The sequence below is a fragment of the Streptomyces sp. NPDC028635 genome, from assembly GCF_040637635.1.
Classification (GTDB): domain Bacteria; phylum Actinomycetota; class Actinomycetes; order Streptomycetales; family Streptomycetaceae; genus Streptomyces.
Genome location: NZ_JBEZWX010000088.1, coordinates 1 through 3,020 on the forward strand (window position 1 = coordinate 1; position 3,020 = coordinate 3,020).

Annotated in this window: 1 protein-coding gene; it reads left to right on the top strand. The window is 70.0% G+C overall.

All coding sequences use genetic code 11. The features are described from left to right. Positions 1-34 precede the first annotated feature (34 nt). Positions 35-3,020: DNRLRE domain-containing protein (locus AB0E88_RS35725; protein WP_361639416.1), on the top strand; the 2,986-nt coding region annotated here is incomplete at its 3' end.

The window sequence follows — 3,020 nt, forward strand, 5'->3', positions numbered from 1 at the left end:
ATCCGCCTGGTTCACACGGGAGTAGACCGCCGCCGTGTCCGCGCCGCATCGTTTTCTCAGCCCCTTCGTGCGCACGCGCACCAGGCTGGCTGTCACCCTCGGCCTCGTACTGGCCGCTCTGACCGCAGCCCTGTTGCCCTGGTGGCAACCCGACGAAGCCTCACCACCCGAGGCCGGCAAGGCCACCGACGCACGGCCCGCCTCGACCGGCCCGCGTGACGAGAAGGCCGCCCAGGCCGAGGCCAGGCGGACCCGCAAGCAGGTCCTGATCGACACCGCGACCACCGCGACCTCGCAGACCTGGGCGCTGCCCGACGGCAAGCTGCGCACGCGGATGACCGCGACGCCGGCCCGGGCGAAGACCGCGAACGGTGTGTGGGCCGCGATCGACAACCGGCTGCGCCGGGTGAAGAACGCCCCGCGCAACCTCGGCGTCCAGCCCGTCAACGCCGCCCAGCCGGTCCGCTTCTCCAGCGGCACCAAGGCCGCACACGCCGACCGCTCCTTCGCCCGCGCGCCCCTTGCGGAAGCCCAGGACTCGGTGCTGGCCGAGGTCGACATCAACGGCCACACCGTCGCCTACACCTGGCCCGGCGCCCTGCCCGAGCCGGTCCTGGACGGCCCGCGCGCCCTGTACTCCGAGGTCCTTCCCGGCGTCGACCTGCTCCTGGTCGCCCGCGAGGAGGGCGGCTTCGCCCAGCTGCTGATCGTGAAGAACAAGGAGGCCGCGCAGTCCAAGGCGCTGGCCACCCTCTCCTACGGCCTGCGCTCGGCCACGGCCGTCTTCCAGCACGACGCCGCCACCGGCCGCATCCTCGTCCAGGACAAGGCGGGCAAGGAACTCGGCTCGGTCCCCACCCCGTTCGCGTGGGACTCCAACGGCCGCGACCCCGAGCTCGATGAGGGCAAGGGCACCCCCCACACTTCGACCGCCACGTCCGCGGATGTGCTGAAGCTGTCGGGGCTGTCGGGTATCGAGCCCGGCGCCCACAGCGCCCCCATGCCCGTGAAGCTGGACGGTGACGGCACCGGCAGCACGCGTCTCGACCTGAACGCGGCAGGCACGGGCCTGTTCACGAAGGCGGACACGAAGTACCCGGTCTTCGTCGACCCCACCCTGAACAGTGGCTGGCTGGCCTGGACCGTGGCCTACAAGCCGTATCCGAACTCCAGCTTCTGGAACGGCACCAACTTCTCCTCCGGCACCTCCGACGCCCGCGTCGGCTACGAGAGTGAGACCGGTGGCACCGCCCGCTCGTTCTGGCGGATGAACTACAGCACCAGCCTGAAGGGCGCCACGATCTCCTCGGCGACCTTCAAGGTCCTCAACAACCACTCCTGGTCCTGCACCACCCGGGAGTTCCAGTTCGCGATCACCGGGGCGATCTCCTCCGGCACGACGTGGAACAAGCAGCCGAGCTGGTCGACCGTGCAGCAGAAGAAGTCCTTCGCACACGGCTGGTCCTCCACCTCCTGCCCCGACGACTACGAGGACTTCAACGTCAAGGACGCCGCGCAGAAGGGCGCGGACGGCGGCTGGTCGAACATCACCTTCGGCATCCGCGCCACCAGCGAGTCCGACGTGCAGACCTGGCGCAAGTTCAAGGCCACCTCCGCCACCATGGAGGTCGTCTACAACCGGCCGCCCTCCGAGCCCACCGCCGGCAAGACCACCCCCGGCGGCAACTGCTCCATCGGCGGCTCCGGCCCCACCGTCGGCAAGACCAACATCGTGCTGTCCGCCAACGCCAAGGACCCCGACGGCAACCTGAGCAAGCTCCGCTTCCGCTTCTGGAAGACCGGCGGCACGGTCCCGGCCGGCACTCTGGTCACGCCGAACTCCTCCGGCACCGCCACCCTCACCATCCCGGCCACGTTCCCGCTGGAGGACAAGGCCACCTACTCCTGGGACGTACGCGCCGAAGACTCCGGCTCCCCCGCCCTGGTCTCCTCCTACTACCCGCCCGGCACCGACCCCTGCCGTCTCAACGTCGACGCCAGCGCCCCGCCCCAGCCCACCATCGACAGTGACGTCTTCCCCGAAGCCACCCCCGACGGGCAGACCTGGTCCACGGTGAAGTTCGGCGGCAAGGGCGCCGTCACCTTCACCTCGCCCGGCGCGGCGAAGTTCCGCTGGTCCATCGAGGGCAACAACCCCGTCGACGTGGCCGCCGCGAACGACACCGCCACCGTCAGCGCGCTGGCACCCGCCCACGCCGGGCCCAACACACTCCAGGTGTATGCCTACGACGCCTCCGGCAACGCCAGCAAGCGCACCGACTACACCTTCTACGTGCCGCCGCGCGACACCGCCGACGGCCCCATGGACGCCACCGGTGACGCCAAGCCGGACCTGGTGATCGTCGACGCCAACGGCAACCTGCGAAACTGCGTCGGCGGCGACGACGGCGACCTCTACAACTGCCTGGTCGCCTCCTACGACGCCGACAAGAAGACCGACCCGGCCGGCTACTGGTACGACGCCGCCACCGGCAAGGCCGCCCTGATCACGCACTACCAGGACACCTACCCCGGCGACGGCTCCACCGACCTGTTCGCCGTCGCCCCCGACGGCCACTTCTACCTCTACCCCGGCGACGGCTACGGCAGCTTCGACGTCAGCCGGCGCCTCGAAGTCCGCCTCCCCTCCAACGCCCCCGCACCCTCCACCTGGACACAGATCAAGGCCGTCGGCGACATCACCGGCGACAAACTCCCCGACCTCGTCCTGCGCGCCGGCCCCGCCTTCTGGACCCTGTCCGGCTACACCGGCGCCACCTTCCAGACCGCCACCCTCATGGAAGGCACCGCCTGGGCCCGCCGCGAGATCGTCAACGTCGCCGACATCAACGGCGACAACACCCCCGACCTGCTCTGGCGCAACCTCGACAACGGCAACATGTACCAGCGTGACGGCAAGCCCGGCACCGTCACCGGCAGCACCGACCTCGAATCCCTCAAGGTCGCCGCCAACAGCCTCACCGGCAAGGACGAGGCCTACGGCACCAACTGGACCGACG